Here is a 15,912-nt window from a genome sequence, read left to right as displayed (position 1 = left end):
TCTCCACGGGTCGCGATCTCGGTATGCAGTCGCTCGAACAACACCTCTGCGACCTCGTGACTTCTCGCGACATCGAGATCGAAGAAGCGCTACGTCAAACGAACCGAGGGGAGGAGCTCCTGGCGTTGCTCCGCGGGGTGAGGGGATGACGAGCGCATACTTCTATGCCGCCCGAACGCGCCTCGGGCGGCCGCTTCGCGGCACGCTCGACGCTGAGTCGATCGAGCATGCACTAGCGCACCTTCACGGACGTTCGCTCTACGTAACCTCGCTCGAACCGATAACCTCCGCCGGCGGTATGGTGCGCTCGCTCGTGTTCCTCAAGCGCGTAGACCGGGGCTCTCTCACGACCCTGTTCCGCTCTTTGGCAACCATGATCGCAGCGGGCGTCACGCTGCGCAAGGCCTTGACCGTAGCGATCGATACGTGTGCTAACGAGCGGTTGCGCGAGGCACTCGAGTCGATCGCAAGCGAAGTGGAATCCGGGAGCTCGCTATCGCTGGCGATGGAGCGTCGCGGCCACGAGTTTCCACGGCTCTTTGCGATGATGATTCGCGCGGCGGAGACCGCGGGGGTTCTCGATACCGCTCTCCTGCGAGTTGCCGACTTATTGGAGCGCGAGGGCGTGATGCGGGCGCGCATCTATGCGGCCTTGACCTATCCCGCAATCGTCGCAACCGCATCGGTTGGGCTCGTTCTATTTCTACTGGCGAAAACGATGCCGTCGTTCGCTGCGATGTTCGCTCAGCTTCACGTCCCCTTACCGCGTAGCACGGCGTTGTTGATCGGGGTGGGCGACGTCCTCGGACACCCCGCGAATTGGTGGGGCGGATTGGCTGGTATTGTCGCGCTTGCGTGTATCGTGCGCTGGTTGCGCTCCCTTCCTGCCGTCCGCGAACGTTACGATCTCGTCGTGCTGCGGCTCCCGCTCGTGGGACGCGTCGTAAGGAACATCAATATCGCGCGCTTTGCTCGCACCTTGGGAACCATGCTCGTTTCCGGGGTCAACGTGGAGGCAGCGTTGGGGGGGACGCGCGACGTGCTCGGCAATGGTTTGTACGCCCGTCACGTGGACGAGATTAGTACGAGCATCAGAGCGGGAGGCAGCGTCGCCATGGTGATGGGAGAGCGTGGCTTTTTCGACCCGCTATTCATGCAACTGGTTCGCGTCGGCGAGGAAACCGGGTCGCTCGACCAGATGCTTCTGCGCCTTGCCGAGCACCACGAGCGTGCGGTTGAATCGGCGCTCTCCACCGCCAGCAATGCGCTCGAACCGATCCTGATCCTCTTCTTGGGAGCCGTCGTCGGCACGATCGTATCCTCGATTCTTGTTCCACTCTACTCGATTATTGGGAGCATCAAATGAGCGCGTTAACGTCCGCTTTGGAGAGTTGGCTGGATACTCGCATGCCCGATTCGCGGGCCTATCTCATAGAGTCCCATCAATACTTATGCAGGCGCGCGGCGCGGAAATTTCTACGGCGTGGTGTTGACCGTGCCGATTTGGAGCAGGTTGCCGCGATCGGCCTCATAAAGGCGGTCGATCGATACGATCGTTCGTACGATACGCCCTTCGACGCATATGCGTGGAGGTTCGTTCTCGGCGAACTCATGCACTACGTGCGGGATTCCGAGCGCGTGATTCGGGCTCCCAGACGTCTACGCGAGCTCGACCGGCGATACGGACGCGCTGAAAGCGAGTTGTGCTTGGAACTTGGGCGTTCGCCAATGGAAGCGGAAGTGCTCCAAGCGATGGGTGTCACGAGCGCCGACAGCCGAGAACTGCAGATGTACAGGCAAGGCTCGGCCATGGTGTCCCTTGAGGCGATGCGATCCTTTGAGTTGGCGCAGGTGGCCTCGTATACCATGGACACATGCGTCGATGCGTTGACGATTGAACGGGGGCTTGGCAGCCTTTCGGTTCTGGAGCAAGAAATTATTCGGCACGTATATCTCCGCGAGACGCCGATGGCTGAGATCGCGAGCATCCTCGGATACTCGCGCAGGCACGTGAGCCGGCTCCATAACGTCGCCATCAAAAAATTACTGCGCGTCCTTCGTCCTTCGCAGAGCGAATAAGGGCACCGTTTATGGTATGAGGGACGAAGGCGAACGCGGATTTACGCTCATTGAGATGATGATCGTGGTGGCTATCATCGCGATTCTCGTAGCGATTCTCGTGCCGAATTTCATCCGCGCGCGCTCGCAGGCGCAAACCGCAGCCTGCGAGGCGAATATCAAAGAGATCGCCACCGCGCTGGAACTCTATCAAACGGATAATCTCAAGTACCCGTCCAGTGGGGAAGCGACCGCTTCGAATACGGATTTAAAGCCGTATCTCAACCAGACACCGATCGATCCTGCGGCCGGTCCCGGAGTTCCATACACCTTCGTCGTTTCGACCGATGCGCAGACGGGCGTTGAGTCGTACACGATCACGTGCCCGGGCTCCCACGACGTTGGAACGCTGCAGACGATCGCTCCAAATACAACCAACACGCACATACAATACAATTCCAATGGCGGATTTACAGCGTCCGCGGGCGGTGGGTAACGTGGACGTCATTCACGCGGCTCTGATGGACGTGGCGGCGCGCTCGCTGGCGGGACCGGCCGTATGCGCCGGGGCGGGTTTGGCCGGTTCGTTGGGCCCGTGCGCGGCGCCGCGCATGATCGCCTCCGCCGGCATCGGCAGCGATCGGATGCCGGTGTCGCTCCGGCTTCGTTCGATGGCGTCATTGATCGCAGGGATCTGTTGCGGCTATGTGATCCTGGGCCTAGCGGCGACGGTGCTGCTTCGCATGATGCAGATGGTCGGCATCCTCTACGCGGCGATGTGTATAGTACTGATTGTTGTCGGGATCAAAAGCATCGTCGCATCGGATCGCGTGACGTCCGACACCGCCTGTCGCCACAATCGCGGGGTGAGCGGGGCGAGTTTTTTTGCCGGGATGTCGTTTGCATTGGTCGTCTCTCCGTGCTGTACGCCGATCGTTGCGGGGATAGCCGCCTTCGCGCAGGCGAACGGTGACTGGGTCTATTCCGGACTCTGCATGGCATGCTTCGCCCTCGGTCATTCCGCGCCGCTGGCGATCGTGGGATTCGCAAGCATGGCCCTGCGAGAACGGATGCTTCGCTACGCTCCAGCGGTGGCGGTCATCAACGGTGCCCTACTCCTGGGACTCGCGGGCTATTACGCGGTGTTAGCGTGATGGTCATACCGGTATGGCGCCGCTTGGCGTTGAGCGCGCTCGCGCTGATGATATCGGCGCTGCTTCTGCGCGGACAGATCTCTTCGGCGATCGTCCTGCGAGGAGATCAGGAAGCCTATGTGGGGCATGACGCACATGCGAATGCGCTGTATCTACGGGCGTTGTTCGTGGATCCGCACAACGCCGTCGCGGTTGACCGCTTTGCGTTCGGTAGCTTGAGCGGCCACCGCCCGAAGGTCATGCGGCGCGGCATTCGGGTTGCATCGAGCTACCTCACCCAGACGCCGCGCGATACGACCGTTTTGATGGATCGAGCGCTTCTTGAGGAAGCATTGGCCCGCTTTACGGACGCCGAGCGCGATTTTGGCCGCGTCGCATTGCTGCGCTCATCCGCGCAAGCATATACATTCGCCGGCTTCGCTGCGCTACGTGCGGGCGACCGAAAGGGCGCTGTAGCCTATTTGCATGAGGCGGCAAGAATCGATGCGTCGTACGTCCCCGCACGGGTAGCGCTAGCGAGAATTGGACGCTGATGATGGTGCTGGTTCCCGGTGTTACGGCCTTGCTGGCCAGCGCGATGTTCCTTGCGGTCGCGCGTGGAGACGGACGCTTATCGCCATCCAAGCATACGGGCGCGGCCTTGGGAAGCGCGCTTGTGGCCCTCGCGGCGACGTTCGCCGTGCTGTTTCGCGGGCCTCGGGATTATCCGCAAATCGAAATTCTGGCCGGTGCGCTGGTCGTCAGCGCTTGGACGGATCTACGCCTAGGTCTCATCCTCGATCGTGTAACGGCCCCGGCATTGCTTTTGGTCGTTACTTTTTGTGCCCTTGAGGGAGCGGCCGCCGCAAGCCTTTTAGGCATCTTAGGAAGCGCGGGCGTTGTGGTTGCGCTGCATGCGATCACGCGCGGGCGCGGGATCGGTCTTGGCGATGCGAAACTGGCGGCCGTGATCGGAGCCGGTTTGGGCGCGTATGGCGGCGGACTGGCGCTCGCATGCGCCTTCGTCATCGCCGCGCTCGTCAACTCGGCGCTCCTGTTCATGCATCGCGTTACAATGGGCGATCGCGTTGCGTTCGGACCGTATTTGGCGTGGGGGAGCGTTGTCGCGATCGCGCTGGGAGCGGCGCGATGATCGGTCGCATGCGGCCTTTGCCGCTCGGCATCGATATCGGTACAAAGCGCGTGCGCGTGGCCTACGCGGAACGGTCGCGCGCGAGCGAAACGCGAGTCCAAGCGGTTATTTCGCGCGATCTGCCGTCTGACGCAGTGAATCTATCGGGGGAGATTATGCTGCCGGAGCTGGTAGGTGCCGCGATCGAACAAGCGGTCGACGATATCGGCGCGCGCGAACGCCGGTGTATAGCGTCGGTGCGCGACGATGCATTGCGCTTCATGCGCTTACCCGACATGAGCACCAGCGAGCGGGTAAGAGCCATGCGCTATGAGGCGGAGCGCTTTGCCGGATGGAGATTCGACGAAGACCCCACCGTAGTGCGCGCTCATCGAGTGACCGATGAGCTCTATGCGGTCGGCGCCGTTCGCCGCCGAGTGTTGGACTCTCGGGTCCGAGCATTGCGCATTGCGGGCTTGTCTCCAAAGGCAATCGAGAGCGAGACCTTTGCTTTGCATCGCGTTGCAGCCCAAGCGGATGCGGTGATCGACATCGGATGCGAGCGCACCAGAGTGCACCTCCGGGTCGTAGAGGGGCAATGCGCCTTTTCCATCCCGGTGGGCGGCGCTCATGTAACGCGGGGCATCGCCGCGGATCTAGGTATCGACGAGCATGCGGCGGAGGCGCGCAAGCGGATCGTCGGATTGGCCGGCGCCGGCGTTACGGAGCGCGATCGATTCCTCATGCTTCTCGCCGGCACGTTCGAACGATTGCGCGGGCACTCGCCCCTGTCATCGGTGGCGCTTACCGGAAACGGATCGCGTCTGGCAGGATTGGCGGCCGGTATTGGGGCGGCGATCGGCTGCACCGTGGGGATGCCCGTTCCGGAGACACTTCGAGGCGATGCATACCCGGATGACGTCTTGGAGGTCGCCGCGCCCGACTGGGGGCTCGCTGTCGGCTTAGCGTTATGGAGCGCGGCGTGATGCGATTCGATTACCTTCACGACCCCGAGATCGGGGCGATCGCGAAGTTACGCCGAATCGCCTCGGCGCCGGAAATGCGGGTCCCGTCGTTGGTACTCCTGCTCGTAGTAGTCGTGGAATTATCGATTGGAGCGATGCTGAATTACCGCTGCTCGCTAGGGCGCGCGCAGCAACTGGCGGCCGAGCGCATGGAACGCGTCACCGCAAGCCGCCTGCAGCAACTGAAGATCGACACGTCGCGCGTCGAACGGCTGCTGGCGTTGGACGCCCGAATTCACCGCATTCGCGGCTCGGGCGCCGCGGAAGCGGCGCGAGTGCTCGATATTGCGAACCATCTTCCAGCGAGCGTCTGGCTACGATCGATCGCAGACAGCGACAAAGGCGAGGTCCTCGTCGGTCGTGCAGAAGGCCTGACGTCGATCGGTGATGCCGTTCGTGAAATGATGTCGGCCTCAACGGTCGCTTCACCGCAATTGGCGGAGGCTCGCTCCCTCGACATCAAGGCGATGCCTGATCTCATGTCGTTCCAGATGACGCTCGCGGATCGATCCAAATGAAAGCGCTCGCCGCTCGTCTACGAATACCGGCTCGATGGATCTCCTGGTCGCTTGTCGTCACGCTCGGCGTTGGCGGCTACGTGCTGGGGATCGCGCCGAGACAACTGCAACTGCGCGCCACCCTTATGCTCGCGCAGGCCGCCTACGAACAAGCGGCGTTAAACCAGCGGGTTCTAGCCCGTAGCGCCGCGATCGAAAACGCACGCAGCCGCGTGCGGGCCGACCTGGCCCACCTCATCGGCCGCGCCAACGCGAGTTCGACATTGGAAGCCAGCTTGCAGCTCATCGCCAGAGAGGCGGCGGAACACCAGGTGCTCGTTCACGCAATCGTCCAGGGTTCGAATCCCCGCAAGAAACACGCGATTGAGAGCGTTCCGATAACGCTCGACGTCATCGGCCGTTTTATTCCCATCAGTACGTTCGTACGCGATTTATCGCGCCGCGAGGTGCTCGTTGACGTCCATACCGTTCGTCTCGAAGCGCTCTCGGGATCGTCGGAGGAACGTCCATTAGTTCGAGGCACGATCGACGTTTCGATCGATCGCATCCTTGACGTAAAGCAAGAGGAGTAGCCCGAAGATGCTGCCGCCGTTGTCCGATAGCCACCGCGCGACGTTGCTCCAGCTAGCAGCGCTGCTATGCGCGAGTACGCTGTGCCTGATTCCCTTTGCTTCGGTCTCATCATCGGTCGGTCCGGCGGAGATCGCGCAGCCATCGTCGCCGGGCTTTTCGCTAACGTTACCGACGGACTCCGCGGCGGCTCTTCCCATGGCGCTGCGGGACCCCTTCGTTGCGAGCCCGCGGGCAATGGCCCTGGAGAGCATGGCGACGTCGAGCAGCGTGGTGCGCGCGGTCGCTCTGGGAGCGGAGCCGCGTGCGATCGTCGATACCAGCAGCGGGACGGTCATGTTGAAGGTAGGCGATGCCTTGATGGGTTCCAAGATTGTCGAAATCGATGCGAGCGGCGTGCTGCTCGAAGACGACATCCGGCTCAATCTCGGCAACGCGCCGCAGCGATGATTCGGGTAGCTGCTGCCTGCGCCATCGCGCTGCTGCTCCTTGCATCGTCGCAGAGTAGTATGGGGGCAGAGCCCCTCATTTCGATCAACGTGCAAGATGCGGAACTCTCGGATGTCATCGCGTTATTGGCGGCCGAGGGCCACGTCAATGTGGTCGTCGATGCCTCGGTACAGAAGCAGAAGATCACCCTGCGATTGCAGAGAGTTCCTTTCGAAGCAGCACTCGACGTTGTTCTGTCGGCGCACGGTTTAGAGGCGTATCGGGATCGCGGCGTCCTCGTCGTCGGATCCTCGTCGGCGATGAATTTACGTAACGCCGAGTCTGCTCCGAATCGCGCTGCTCGAACGCAATTATTCGCGTTACGGCACGCGCGAGCCGGTGAACTTTCAAAAGAGCTTGAAGGGGCGCTGCCGGCGGGAACCGTCATCGTCGCCGACGAGCGAACGTCGTCGCTCGTGGTAACGGGCGATGCCGCAACGCTTCAGAGAACCCGCTTGCTAGTGAGGTCCCTCGACGTCGTCAATCGCCGGCTTCTGGGCTCAGCCAACGTCACGCATCGGTTCCTCCTGCGTTTCGTCAAGCCGGATGAGGTGGTGAAAGAGCTCAAGCGCATCGAACCGGCCGGAATCTATATTGCCGATCCGCATCAAAACGCGGTTCTTGTGAGCGGCGGGGATCGCATTGCGCGGGCCGCCGGCAGCTTCATCAAAAGTGTCGACGTCGCGAGCCCGCAAGTCCTCTTTGAAGTGAAAGTTGCGGACGTCACGCCCCGCAACGATCAAAGCAATTTCGGCCTAGAGTTCGGCGGGGAAACGCTGGACGGCCAGCCGTCGCCGGGAAGCACGACCTACGCGTTCCGGGGCGGCTCGATTCCGATCAACGTGACGCTCAACGCGCTCATTACCGAAGGCCGAGCGCAAATTCTCGCAACGCCTCGATTGGTTACGCTCAATAATAAGGAGGCCGATCTCCTCATCGGTCAGACGTACCCCATCGTCTTTAATACCTCGGTACTCGGTGGACAAAACGTGCAATTTGTGGATATCGGCGTAAAATTACGGCTGACGCCTACCATCGGACCCGACGGAATGGTTACGGCGGAACTGCATCCGGAGTATAGCGAATTGCTCGGGTTTACCGGTTCCGGCTACCCGATCATCGCGAATCGCAAGATCGATTCCACGCTACGTGTCGCGAACGATCAGACGATCGTTCTGGGCGGCCTTATGCGCGATGTCAGCAGCCAAACGATCGCGCGGGTACCGGGCCTATCGAGCATTCCGATTCTCGGCGCGTTCTTCAAAAACAAACAGGCTCGACACGAACGGGACGAAATCGTGTTTCTGATCACCCCGCATGTCATTTTCCCCGACGGACCGGTTCCACAGCGTTAGAAGAACCGATCGGCCGATTGACGGCTCGGCCGCTTTCTGCTTTTCTCAGAGAGATGATTTCAGCCGTTCGTCCTTCGCGCGCCCGAATGTACGCTGCAGTTGCCGCGATCGCGCTCTCGGCGTTAGCCTTGTCGAACGCCCGTCCCACTCCGGCGCAAACGCCCGCCCCGGGTCCGAGTGCGAGCGTTCCATCCGGACCGATCGCCATAGACTCGTGCTCGAGGAAAATGCTGCGTAGCGGATACGGCCTTGGAAACCTCACGCTCGATATCGGCCACGGCTACAATTTTTTCAACGTGACGTTTACGAATCACGCTAAGGTAGCGGCGAGCCGGGTCGTCTTTCAGATCGATTTCGATGCGTCGCGCTACGTTATCGCCGACGTCGGTTCGTACGCTCCCGGCGTGACGGTAACGCACACGCTGCGCGATCACGGTAAGAGCGTCCAGGCGTCCGCGCGTCCCGGCGGCAAGGGTCCGACGCAGTGCGCGGTCCTCTCCGCGCATTTCGCGGACGGAACCACGTGGACGATGCCGCCGGCACCGGCTGCTCGCTAAGGGCAGGCAGCGTCGTCCCTCGTCCCTAAAGCTGGAGGGGTGTTTCGGTACCTTACTGCCGGGGAGTCGCATGGGCCCGCGCTCGTCGGCATCCTCGATGGGCTTCCCGCGAATCTCGCGCTCGATGTCGAGCGCATCAATCAAACCCTAGCGCGCCGGCAGGGCGGTTACGGCCGCGGCGGCCGCATGAAGATCGAGCGCGACGAGGTCGAGTTTCTGGCCGGCGTTCGCGGCAGCCGCACGCTGGGTTCGCCCATCGCGGTCCTGGTTCGCAATCGCGATTTCGAAAACGTCCGTGCCTTGATGGATCCCATCACCGGGGCCGGCAAAGAGTTGACGAATCCGCGCCCCGGCCACGCCGATTACGCGGGAGCGCTCAAATACCGTCATCGCGATCTGCGCAACGTACTGGAGCGCGCGAGCGCGCGTGAAACCGCGATGCGCGTCTGTCTCGGCGCCATTTGCGCGCAATTTTTGGAAGCCTTGGGCATCCGCACGTCCAGTTACGTTCACCGCATCGGCGACGTGGAAGCTCCTCCGCTCGAGGGCTACACGGAAGAAGACGTCGAGCGCAGCGAGGTACGCTGCCCCGATCCGCGCACCGAATCGCGCATGATCGAGGCGATCGATCGCGCCAAAGCTGCGGGCGATACGCTGGGCGGCCAGTTCGTCGTGCGGATCGAAGGCATTCCGGTCGGCATCGGCAGCAACCGGCAGCCCGATACGCGCCTGGACGGCGTGCTGGCGGGCGCATTGATGGCGATGCAAACGGTAAAGGCGGTAGAAGTCGGCCTGGGCGCCGACGTCGCATCGCGCCCGGGCTCGGAGGCGCACGATCATTTCGCGATGGAAGGCGGCGATGTGGTGCGGGCGAGCAATCGTGCCGGAGGCATCGAGGGCGGCATGAGCAACGGGCAAACGATCGTGCTGCGCGTGTCCGTCAAGCCGATTCCCACGTTGATGAAAGCGCTTCCGTCGGTGAATTTGCACGAAGGCACGCAAGCCGCCGCGACGATCGTGCGCAGCGACGTCTGCGTGGTGCCTGCCGCCTCCATCGTCGGCGAAGCGATGGCGCGCCTGGCGCTGGTGGCACCGCTGCTGGAGAAGTACGGCGGCGATTCGATCGACGAAACGCTCGATAATCTGCGGCGCTCGAACGACGTAGCGGCCGCACTATTCGCTCGCAAGGAGGGCGTATGAGGCGACACTTGGCCTTGGTAGGCTTTATGGCCAGTGGAAAATCCACGATCGGCAAAAAACTCGCGCGCAAATTACAATGCGCGTTCTACGATACGGATGATTTGATCGTGGAGGACCACGGCCAGATTTCGGATATTTTTTACAATGAAGGCGAATCGGCGTTTCGCCGCTACGAATTCGATGCGATTTCGCACGTCGTGGAAGAAGGCGAGCCGGGCGTTATCGCATTGGGCGGCGGCGCGGTAACGTACGAACCCACGCAGAAGCTGGTGAAGAAGCGCACGCATCGCATCTTTATCAAGATCTCACCAGAGCAAGTGCTCGACCGGCTGCACCACAGCAAGCGCGTGCGCCCGTTGCTCGGGCCGACGCCGGCGCTCTCAAAGATCAAAGATTTGTACCTTAAGCGCATGCCTACGTACGCGCATGCGGACCTCGTCATCGAGGCGGATGACATGACGACCACGCAAGTGGTAGACGCGATCGTCGAGTGGATGCACAAGAAGAAGATCGAAATGTAGCCGGCGAGCGCGTCGTCAACCGCGATTTGGGATACCCCATCGTGGTCGACGACGACGTTCGCCCCGCCGTCGCAGAATGGCTCCGCGCGCGTTCCACTCCGTGGATCGTGGTATGCGACGCGCACCCCGACGTCGTCCGGATTGCGCGCAGCATCGCGCGATTGGTCCCGGGCTCGCTGGGCGTGTTCCCCTTCGCGCTCGGGGAGCAGCGCAAGCGTTTATCGACGCTCGAGGGCGTGCTGGAGGCGATGGTTACGGCGGGCGCAGATCGGCAGACGCTCGTACTGGGAGTGGGCGGCGGCGTCGCGAGCGATCTTTTCGGCTGTGCCGCCGCGCTGTATATGCGCGGCGTCGAATACGCGCACGTCGCGACGACGCTGGTCGCGATGGCGGATGCATCGATCGGCGGCAAAACCGGCGTCGATCTGCCCAGCGGCAAAAATCTTGCGGGCGTCTTTCGCGACCCGGTGGCCGTGTTCGGCCACGTCGACGCGTTGCAGACGCTCCCGTATCGGCAGCTGCGCGAAGGCCTCGCCGAAATCGTCAAAGCCGCGATTATCGAAGGCAACGACTTGTTCGAAGCGCTCGAGACGCTCTCGCCGCATCCGTTTTGGCGGTGGCCGTGGCTCGATCTCATCGGCGAAGCGATCAAGGTGAAGACGATGATCGTCGTCGACGACAAGCACGAAGCCGGGATCCGCGAATTGCTCAACCTCGGGCATACCTTCGCGCACGGGCTGGAAAAGGCGAGCGAGTATCGCATCGCGCACGGCGCCGGCGTTGCGCTGGGGTTGCGCGCGGCCGGATTGCTGGCCCTGCGCACGGGCCGCTTTTCGGAAGAAGAGCATCTACGCGTGCTCGCGACGCTCGCGCTCTTGGGTATGCCGTTGCAGACTACCGTCTCACCGGCGCGCGTTTTCGACGCGATGCAGAGCGATAAAAAGAAGCGCGGCGGGAAGCTGCGCTTCGTGGTGCCGCGCGCGATCGGCGATGTGGAATGGGGCGTTGAAGCTCCCGACCGCATCGTGCGCGACGTTCTCGCGCTGATGACGACGGCTCCCGAGGCCCTTGGTTAGCCATTCGCGTCGTTGAAGCGCTCCCCGCGATCCGCTCGTCGCGGTTCGATCTTCCGCTCACCTACGAAACGGGCGGCTTCCAGGTGCAGGTGGGCGACGTCGTGCGCGTTCCCCTCGGCGGCCGCGAAGTGCTCGCCTTCATCGTCGCGCCCGAGCGCGAAGCCGATGCGGATCCTCGCGTCAAGCCGTTGCTCGAACGGCTCGACGTGCCGCGCGCCTTCGATGATGCCGGGCTGCACATGGCGCGCTTTATCGCAGAATACTATCTGTGTACGCTGGGCGAAGCCCTCGGCGCCGTCGTGCTCAATGGAGCGCTGCCGCGCACGGATGAGGCGCTGCGACGCTCGGCGGAACGGCCGCCGCGCGAGCGCTACCCCTCCGTCCCCGATCGGCTCATCGCGTTACTGTGGGAGACGCTGCCCGATGGATGCTCGCCGGGAGCGCTGCTGCGTCATCCCGAGGCGCGGCGCGCCGGCGACCGAGTGGCGCTCATGCGCCACATACAGACCTTGGTGCGTGGGGGCGCGTTAACCCGCGAGCGGCATTTTGTAGAACCTCGTACGCAGGCATATCGGGTTCGCGTGTTGCACCCCGGGGCGACGCCGATCTCGGGGAAGAAGGCCGAGGCATTGGTCGCGTTCGTGCGCGAACAGCCCGGCGTACCGCGAGCGGATGCGCTGCTCGCGGGGTTTTCGCCTGCGGTCATCGCGCGAGCCGTAAAGGCCGGGGCGCTCGTGGAAGCAACCGTTGAACCGCGCCGCACGCGCTCCGCAGCCGTTGCGGGGCCCGCGCCGTTTCCGCCAACCGCGGAACAACGCGCGGCCCTCGCGCGCATCGATGCGTGGCTCGACGCGCGCACGTATCACGAAGCGCTCGTTCACGGCGTCACCGGGAGCGGAAAGACGTATATCTACGTGGAGGCGATCAAGCGGGTGGTGCGCGAAGGCGGCCGCGCGATCGTGTTGGTCCCGGAGATTTCGCTGACGCCGCAGACGGCTCGCCGGTTTGAAGTGGCATTCGGAGAGCGCGTCGCCGTGCTGCATTCGGCGCTTTCGGAGCGCGAGCGTTTCGAAGCGTGGCAAGCCTGCATGCGCGGCGAGATCGACGTGGTGGTGGGCGCCCGTAGCGCGGTCTTCGCGCCGTTACGCGACGTGCGTCTGCTCGTGGTCGACGAATCGCACGAAACCTCGTACAAGCAAGACACCTCGCCGCGCTACCATGCGGTCGCCGTGGCGCGCGAGCGGATGCGTCGCGAAGGCGGCATCCTGTTACTGGGCAGCGCAACGCCGTCGCTCGAAAGTTACGCCGCGGCAACGGCCGGGCGGATCGAGCTGATCGTGCTGCGCGAGCGCGCGACCGCACAAGCGATGCCGGCCGTCCGCATCGTCGATCTCGGCGCGGAATTTGAGGCGGGGAACCGGCGCGTCTTTAGCGGCCCGCTGGTGCAAGCGCTCGCCGATCGGATCGAACGGAAGCAGAAGAGCGTTCTCTTTGTGAACCGCCGCGGCAGCGCGAGTTTCGTGCTCTGCCGAAGCTGCGGCAAGGTTCCGGAATGTCCGCGCTGCAGCGTCTCGCTTACCGCGCACCGCTCCGAATCGCTGCTGCGCTGCCATTACTGCGATTTTCAAACGGCCTTCCCGCAGATGTGCCCCGCGTGCGGCCTTCCGACGATCAAGGAATTCGGCATCGGTACCGAACGCGTGGCGGAAGAAATCGCGCGTCTCTTTCCGCACGCGCACGTGTTGCGCATGGACTCGGATACCACTACGCGCGTCGGCGACCACGCGCGCATTCTCTCGGAATTCGAAGCGAGCGGCGACGTGCTGGTCGGTACGCAGATGGTGGCTAAGGGCTTGGATTTCCCAACCGTCACGCTCGTAGGCGTGGTCGCGGCGGATACGGGCTTGCACATCGCCGATTTTCGCGCTTCCGAGCGCACGTTCGGGCTGATCGCGCAAGTCTGCGGAAGAAGCGGCCGCTCTGCGCCGGGCGAAGCGATCGTGCAGACGTACGCCCCGAATCATCCCGCCATCGTGCTTGCCGCGCAACACGACTACGATACGTTCGCTGCGCGCGAACTGCGGGAACGGCGCCTGCTCGGGTATCCGCCTGCGAAACGACTCGTCTATCTCGGCATCATCGGGCGCAGCCGCACGGACGCGTGGCAAGTGGCCACGGAACTTGCGTCGCTGCTCGCCGAGCGGGTCGCGGGCGAGGTGCTGGGCCCCGCGCCCTACGCGATCGCCCGGCTCAATAACGAATGGCGCTTTCGCATCGCGCTCAAAACCGCGGAGCCGGCGAAGACCCGCCGCGCGCTGCGCGAGCACGTTCTCCCGTTCGCCCGCCGCGAACGCAGAGCCCGCATCGCCATCAATGTCGAGCCTTAGCGCGAGAGGCCGGATTTGCCCTGGAGACGCAGGGGAGAGCTGGGGAAGACTAACTGCGAGAGCAGCAGGCCTGCGACGAGTTGCACCGCGGCGACCGCAGCGTTTGCTCCGAGAATCAAGGCTGCGTCGATATTCTGCTGGAACGCGAACAACACGCTCTTGTAACTCAGGCTCCCCGGGACCAGCACGAGCAGCGCGGGCACGAGCATGACCGATTGCGGTATGCGCAAGAAGCGCGCGCCGAGATTGGCAACCAGGCCGCAAATGAACGCGGAGGCAAACGCAGAGATCTGATGTACGGCGGTGTCGGCGAGCAAATGCGAAGTGAGCAGCGCCATGAAGCTCGCCGCGAAGACCCACACAAAATCGCGTAAGCGCGCGTCGAGATCGATCGAAAGCCCGACCGACATCAGGACGGCGGCCAGAATCCAGAAGCGGCTCGGAACCGGATGCGTGTGGATGTCGCCGGATTGTAAGAGGTGCGGCCCCAGAATCGCGAAGCCGAGAAGCGCTCCGCAACCGAGGGCGAGCAGCGTCGAGAGCACCTTGCCCAAACGCGCGACGCCGGCGACCAAATCGCCGTTCGCCAGTTCGTGTAACGCCAACGTGAGCGAGTAGCCCGGTAACAGCACGACCACGCCGGCGACGATCGCGATGTACACGTTGGTCGGCCCGATAAAATGGGACGTGAGCCCGACGATCAGCGTACCCGCGAAGGCGGCGATTACTTCGAAAAGTCGCGCGATAACCGCGTTGTTTTTTGCGAACGCGCTAATGATCCCCGTGACCAGGCCGATCAACCCAGCCACGAAGAGCTCCGATACGCCCCCGCCCAGCAGAATCGCGACGCCGATCGCCACGAGCGCCAGCGCGGGAATCTCCCAAAGCGGCGAGATGCCGGGCCATCGCGTGTCGATTTCGCCGAGCAGACGGCTGGCTTGGCGGTAATCGATTTTTCCGAGGCGCAGATCGTCGTAGATGAGATTGAGCAGCGAGATCTTCCGTAGATTGACGCTCGAAGGCTCCAGGCGCATCATCACGACCTTTTGATTCCAACGCGGGCCGACCGCGATCGTGATATTCGTCGGCAGCGCGAAGATTTGCACCGGGAGATCGATCGATGCCGCGATATTCATCAGCGTCGATTCAAGCGCGTCGGTAGCGATACCGGCGAGATGCAACTCCCGCGCCATCGTCGCGATGAACACCGCTTTGGGGTCGTCGGCGATTGCGGCGATTCCGGGCTGCGATGTCGGCTCGTCAATCATACGCGCATTATACCGTACGAATGGAAAAAGAGCCCCGATTGCACCACGCCATCGGGGCTCTCTTCAAAAACGGTGGCGCGAGCGCTACTTCTTGCCGCTCTTTTTCGTGTTCTTGGCCTTCGACGGGCTCTTGGCTTTCATCGTCTTCTCGGGCGCGCTCGCCGCGCGCTTCATCGCTGCCGCAAGGCGCGATTTCTTACGAGCCGCTTTATTGGGATGAATGATGCCGCTCTTGGCTGCCTTATCGAGCTGGCTCTCGACGGAGAGCGCGATCTCGGCATCCTGCGTTGAAACGGCCTTCTTGAAGAAGGTCTTCAGGCGGGTCTTCACGTCTTTGTTACGCGTGGTGCGCTTCTCGGACTGCCGCACCCATTTCTCAGCGGCCTTGATATTCGGCAACGATTCTACTCCCTAGGCGGTAAAAGGCACGATGGTCACCATAGCACAGGCGCCAAGCTTCACGCAAGCGCCTTGGGTCGCCGTGTAGGCCCCAAATAGAAATGTCCGGTTTTCCCCCAAGTAGAGATGTCCGGGTTGGCCGTCGGAGTTCCCCTGATGGAGCTTCTGACGATGAGCCGACCCGAAATCGCCCGACTGGACGCTTGTCAGCGCCTCGAGGCGGG

Annotated in this window: 19 protein-coding genes; 16 read left to right on the top strand and 3 right to left on the bottom strand. The window is 62.8% G+C overall.

The window, feature by feature from the left end; genetic code table 11:
* The first annotated feature begins 145 nt into the window (after positions 1-145).
* From VMW12_14200 to priA, 16 genes are all read left to right on the top strand, one after another.
* A complete protein-coding gene (locus VMW12_14200; GenBank protein ID HUZ50876.1) occupies positions 146-1,366 on the top strand; it encodes a type II secretion system F family protein in 1,221 nt (406 codons plus the stop codon).
* Positions 1,363-2,079: a sigma-70 family RNA polymerase sigma factor gene (locus VMW12_14195; protein HUZ50875.1), complete on the top strand. Its 717-nt coding sequence runs from the start codon at positions 1,363-1,365 to the stop codon at positions 2,077-2,079. Before VMW12_14200 ends, VMW12_14195 begins: the two co-directional genes overlap by 4 nt.
* 16 nt (positions 2,080-2,095) lie before the next feature.
* A complete protein-coding gene (locus tag VMW12_14190; protein ID HUZ50874.1) occupies positions 2,096-2,554 on the top strand; it encodes a prepilin-type N-terminal cleavage/methylation domain-containing protein in 459 nt (152 codons plus the stop codon).
* Position 2,555: 1 nt separating this feature from the next.
* Positions 2,556-3,212 carry a cytochrome c biogenesis protein CcdA gene (locus tag VMW12_14185; protein ID HUZ50873.1) on the top strand — a complete coding sequence of 219 codons (657 nt, stop codon included), beginning with the start codon at positions 2,556-2,558 and terminating at the stop codon, positions 3,210-3,212.
* Positions 3,209-3,745, top strand: coding sequence for a hypothetical protein (locus tag VMW12_14180; GenBank protein HUZ50872.1), 537 nt, complete (start codon positions 3,209-3,211; stop codon positions 3,743-3,745). Before VMW12_14185 ends, VMW12_14180 begins: the two co-directional genes overlap by 4 nt.
* A complete protein-coding gene (locus tag VMW12_14175) occupies positions 3,745-4,344 on the top strand; it encodes an A24 family peptidase (protein HUZ50871.1) in 600 nt (199 codons plus the stop codon). The genes VMW12_14180 and VMW12_14175 overlap by 1 nt, the downstream gene beginning before the upstream one ends.
* Positions 4,341-5,309 (top strand): pilus assembly protein PilM, encoded by a 969-nt coding sequence (gene pilM, locus VMW12_14170; protein HUZ50870.1) that lies wholly within the window; start codon positions 4,341-4,343, stop codon positions 5,307-5,309. The genes VMW12_14175 and pilM overlap by 4 nt, the downstream gene beginning before the upstream one ends.
* Positions 5,306-5,866, top strand: a complete 561-nt coding sequence (locus tag VMW12_14165; GenBank protein ID HUZ50869.1) for a hypothetical protein — start codon at positions 5,306-5,308, stop codon at positions 5,864-5,866. Before pilM ends, VMW12_14165 begins: the two co-directional genes overlap by 4 nt.
* Complete coding sequence (gene pilO, locus VMW12_14160; protein ID HUZ50868.1) at positions 5,863-6,438, top strand: type 4a pilus biogenesis protein PilO; 576 nt, start codon at positions 5,863-5,865, stop codon at positions 6,436-6,438. The genes VMW12_14165 and pilO overlap by 4 nt, the downstream gene beginning before the upstream one ends.
* Positions 6,439-6,445: 7 nt before the next feature.
* Positions 6,446-6,886 (top strand): hypothetical protein, encoded by a 441-nt coding sequence (locus VMW12_14155; protein HUZ50867.1) that lies wholly within the window; start codon positions 6,446-6,448, stop codon positions 6,884-6,886.
* Complete coding sequence (locus tag VMW12_14150) at positions 6,883-8,280, top strand: secretin N-terminal domain-containing protein (GenBank protein HUZ50866.1); 1,398 nt, start codon at positions 6,883-6,885, stop codon at positions 8,278-8,280. Before VMW12_14155 ends, VMW12_14150 begins: the two co-directional genes overlap by 4 nt.
* Positions 8,281-8,507: 227 nt before the next feature.
* Entirely contained in the window at positions 8,508-8,837 is a 330-nt protein-coding gene (locus VMW12_14145; GenBank protein ID HUZ50865.1) for a hypothetical protein, read from the top strand.
* Between the two features lie 39 nt (positions 8,838-8,876).
* Positions 8,877-10,037 (top strand): chorismate synthase, encoded by a 1,161-nt coding sequence (gene aroC / locus VMW12_14140; GenBank protein ID HUZ50864.1) that lies wholly within the window; start codon positions 8,877-8,879, stop codon positions 10,035-10,037.
* Positions 10,034-10,558: a shikimate kinase gene (locus tag VMW12_14135; protein HUZ50863.1), complete on the top strand. Its 525-nt coding sequence runs from the start codon at positions 10,034-10,036 to the stop codon at positions 10,556-10,558. The genes aroC and VMW12_14135 overlap by 4 nt, the downstream gene beginning before the upstream one ends.
* Positions 10,528-11,634 (top strand): 3-dehydroquinate synthase family protein, encoded by a 1,107-nt coding sequence (locus VMW12_14130; protein ID HUZ50862.1) that lies wholly within the window; start codon positions 10,528-10,530, stop codon positions 11,632-11,634. The genes VMW12_14135 and VMW12_14130 overlap by 31 nt, the downstream gene beginning before the upstream one ends.
* Before the next feature lie 2 nt (positions 11,635-11,636).
* Positions 11,637-14,021, top strand: a complete 2,385-nt coding sequence (gene priA, locus VMW12_14125; GenBank protein ID HUZ50861.1) for a primosomal protein N' — start codon at positions 11,637-11,639, stop codon at positions 14,019-14,021.
* Here priA and VMW12_14120 read toward each other — a convergent pair.
* From VMW12_14120 to VMW12_14110, 3 genes are all read right to left on the bottom strand, one after another.
* Positions 14,018-15,289 (bottom strand): threonine/serine exporter family protein, encoded by a 1,272-nt coding sequence (locus tag VMW12_14120; GenBank protein ID HUZ50860.1) that lies wholly within the window; start codon positions 15,287-15,289, stop codon positions 14,018-14,020. The two genes, priA and VMW12_14120, sit on opposite strands and share 4 nt — an antisense overlap.
* 84 nt (positions 15,290-15,373) lie before the next feature.
* Entirely contained in the window at positions 15,374-15,688 is a 315-nt protein-coding gene (gene rpsT / locus VMW12_14115) for a 30S ribosomal protein S20 (protein ID HUZ50859.1), read from the bottom strand.
* Between the two features lie 12 nt (positions 15,689-15,700).
* On the bottom strand, positions 15,701-15,912 hold a 212-nt coding region (locus VMW12_14110; GenBank protein HUZ50858.1), incomplete at its 5' end, for a hypothetical protein.

Source organism: Candidatus Dormiibacterota bacterium, from assembly GCA_035532835.1.
In the GTDB taxonomy this organism is placed as follows: domain Bacteria; phylum Vulcanimicrobiota; class Vulcanimicrobiia; order Vulcanimicrobiales; family Vulcanimicrobiaceae; genus DAHUXY01.
This window is presented reverse-complemented; position numbering and strand designations above follow the sequence as displayed.

Bases quoted from the DNA above. Each gene is read 5' to 3' on its own strand.
- VMW12_14200 (HUZ50876.1), top strand. From the start codon at position 146: ATGACGAGCGCATACTTCTATGCCGCCCGAACGCGCCTCGGGCGGCCG.
- VMW12_14195 (HUZ50875.1), top strand. From the start codon at position 1,363: ATGAGCGCGTTAACGTCCGCTTTGGAGAGTTGGCTGGATACTCGCATG.
- VMW12_14190 (HUZ50874.1), top strand. From the start codon at position 2,096: ATGAGGGACGAAGGCGAACGCGGATTTACGCTCATTGAGATGATGATC.
- VMW12_14175 (HUZ50871.1), top strand. From the start codon at position 3,745: ATGATGGTGCTGGTTCCCGGTGTTACGGCCTTGCTGGCCAGCGCGATG.
- pilM (HUZ50870.1), top strand. From the start codon at position 4,341: ATGATCGGTCGCATGCGGCCTTTGCCGCTCGGCATCGATATCGGTACA.
- pilO (HUZ50868.1), top strand. From the start codon at position 5,863: ATGAAAGCGCTCGCCGCTCGTCTACGAATACCGGCTCGATGGATCTCC.
- VMW12_14155 (HUZ50867.1), top strand. From the start codon at position 6,446: ATGCTGCCGCCGTTGTCCGATAGCCACCGCGCGACGTTGCTCCAGCTA.
- VMW12_14150 (HUZ50866.1), top strand. From the start codon at position 6,883: ATGATTCGGGTAGCTGCTGCCTGCGCCATCGCGCTGCTGCTCCTTGCA.
- VMW12_14145 (HUZ50865.1), top strand. From the start codon at position 8,508: ATGCTGCGTAGCGGATACGGCCTTGGAAACCTCACGCTCGATATCGGC.
- VMW12_14135 (HUZ50863.1), top strand. From the start codon at position 10,034: ATGAGGCGACACTTGGCCTTGGTAGGCTTTATGGCCAGTGGAAAATCC.
- VMW12_14120 (HUZ50860.1), bottom strand. From the start codon at position 15,289: ATGATTGACGAGCCGACATCGCAGCCCGGAATCGCCGCAATCGCCGAC.